General features: G+C 59.9%; 2 protein-coding genes and 1 pseudogene. 2 read left to right on the top strand and 1 reads right to left on the bottom strand.

Going from position 1 to position 1,805, the window contains the following annotated elements; all coding sequences use genetic code 11:
- A pseudogene (locus LKE08_RS00255) lies at positions 1-320 on the bottom strand (photosystem II D2 protein (photosystem q(a) protein)); the annotation flags it as partial.
- 346 nt (positions 321-666) lie between these two features.
- On the opposite strand from LKE08_RS00255, the gene LKE08_RS00250 reads away from it, so the two are divergent.
- Positions 667-933 (top strand): hypothetical protein, encoded by a 267-nt coding sequence (locus tag LKE08_RS00250; RefSeq protein ID WP_324702189.1) that lies wholly within the window; start codon positions 667-669, stop codon positions 931-933.
- On the top strand, positions 930-1,619 hold the full coding sequence (locus LKE08_RS00245; protein WP_324702188.1) for an ABC transporter ATP-binding protein: 690 nt from the start codon (positions 930-932) through the stop codon (positions 1,617-1,619). Before LKE08_RS00250 ends, LKE08_RS00245 begins: the two co-directional genes overlap by 4 nt.
- Positions 1,620-1,805: the final 186 nt, after the last annotated feature.

The raw sequence follows: 1,805 nt of genomic DNA, 5'->3' as shown, positions 1-1,805 counted from the left end.
AGCTGGCACCAGCGGGTGAAGTCCCACTGGGCTTCGGGACCCCACAGGAACAGCAGGGAGTGTCCCAGGCTGTTGGCGGGGGTGCTGACGGCGGCGGTCAGGAAGTTGCAGCCTTCCAGGTACGAGCTGGCGAGTCCGTGGGTGTACCAGGAGGTGACGAAGGTGGTGCCGGTGAGCCAGCCGCCCAGGGCCAGGTAGGCGCAGGGGAACAGCAGGATTCCGGACCAGCCCACGAACACGAACCGATCGCGCTTCAGCCAGTCGTCGAGGACATCAAACCATCCTCTCTGAACTTGAGGGCGCTCGACTGCAATAGTCATAAACGCAATTTCTCCGAATACATATGATTACAGGGCAAGTGAGCCAACTGCACTGTGTATTATTTTATAGCCCACCTCCGCTGCTATAGCAGAAAGTCGGCGAAATGATAAGCGCAGTTAACTTTTCTTTACCACTCTTAACAGTATAGAGATAAAGTCCGAGTGTGGCAACCTTTATCGGATCGGTAGGGGAATCCCGACCGACGGGCGTTTGCAGGGGTTGGGACGGCGCGATCGCCTCCATTCCGGCGATCGAAGCGCTCTCATATTCGGCCGCGACCGCCCTCGATCTGACATACTGTTTAAGAGAGATCCGGTGTGAAACTTAACATTTCCTTAAGATTCTATGTTCACCATTGACATCATCGTGAAGTACGTTCCCGTACCGCTATCGGTACAGCGCAAGACCGAAGAAGACGCGATCGCGGTATACAACCAAGTGTCGGACCTGATGCGCTCCGACACCCCGCAACTGCTCGAACTCCACTGCGAAAAGATGCCGGACAAAAAAGTGGCCGTCCTCAGCAGCGAAATTTCCGCCGTGCAGATTTCCCAGAAATCCGGCGCCACGGCCACCGGCAGACCCCCCGGTTTCGTCGCCCTGACGGAATGATCGATTCGCCGCGACTGGAAACGCCGAACCCCGCCATCCGAGTCCAAAATCTCAACTTTCAGTGGCCGGGGGGCGCTCGGGTGCTCAAATCCTGCTCCCTCGCCGTCCCGGAGGGAGAATTTTGGATGCTCCTCGGCACCAACGGCAGCGGGAAATCCACCCTGTTGCGACTGTTGGCCGGATTGCTGGAATCCCAGTCCGGCGACATCGACATCCGGGGGCGGGTCGGGTTCGTGTTCCAAAACCCCGACCACCAACTGGTGATGCCCACCGTCGGGGCGGACGTGGCCTTCGGCTTGGTGGAAGATCGACTGCCGCAACCGGAAATCCGGCAACGGGTGGAGGACGCTTTGGCGGCGGTGAAACTGCTGGAATTGCAGCGGCGGCCGATTTACGCCCTCAGCGGGGGACAGAAACAGCGGATCGCGATCGCGGGGGCCCTAGCCCGCCATTGCCAAGTGCTGCTGTTCGACGAACCCACGGCCCTCCTCGACCCGGACAGCCAGCGGGACTTGGTGAGTCAAGTCCGCCAGTTGGTGAAAAACCGGGGCATCACCGCCCTCTGGGTGACGCACCGCCTGGACGAACTCGACTACAGCGACGGCGCCTTCCTGTTGGAAAATGGCCGCGTCGTCGCGGCAGGCAACCCCGAACCCCTGAAGCGGCGGTTGATGCGACGGGTGTAGGGAGTCGGGAGTCGGTATGAGGGAGTCGGGGGCACAGGAGTAAGTCGGCAGCGAGAAGAGATCGATCCTCTGGCTGAGTGGGATGCGTCCGGCTCGGTCAAGGTCGGTCTGTAACCAATCCCCGCGAAGACAGCGACGGGGCTTTCTAGCCCTAACCTGTTACTCTGTCTCGCAGAGAGCAAGACA

It is taken from the genome of Lyngbya sp. CCY1209, from assembly GCF_035615495.1.
In the GTDB taxonomy this organism is placed as follows: domain Bacteria; phylum Cyanobacteriota; class Cyanobacteriia; order Cyanobacteriales; family Microcoleaceae; genus Limnospira.
Note: the sequence above shows the minus strand (reverse complement) of the source record. Positions and strands in the feature narration are given on the sequence as shown.

Bases quoted from the DNA above. Each gene is read 5' to 3' on its own strand.
- LKE08_RS00245 (WP_324702188.1), top strand. From the start codon at position 930: ATGATCGATTCGCCGCGACTGGAAACGCCGAACCCCGCCATCCGAGTC.
- LKE08_RS00250 (WP_324702189.1), top strand. From the start codon at position 667: ATGTTCACCATTGACATCATCGTGAAGTACGTTCCCGTACCGCTATCG.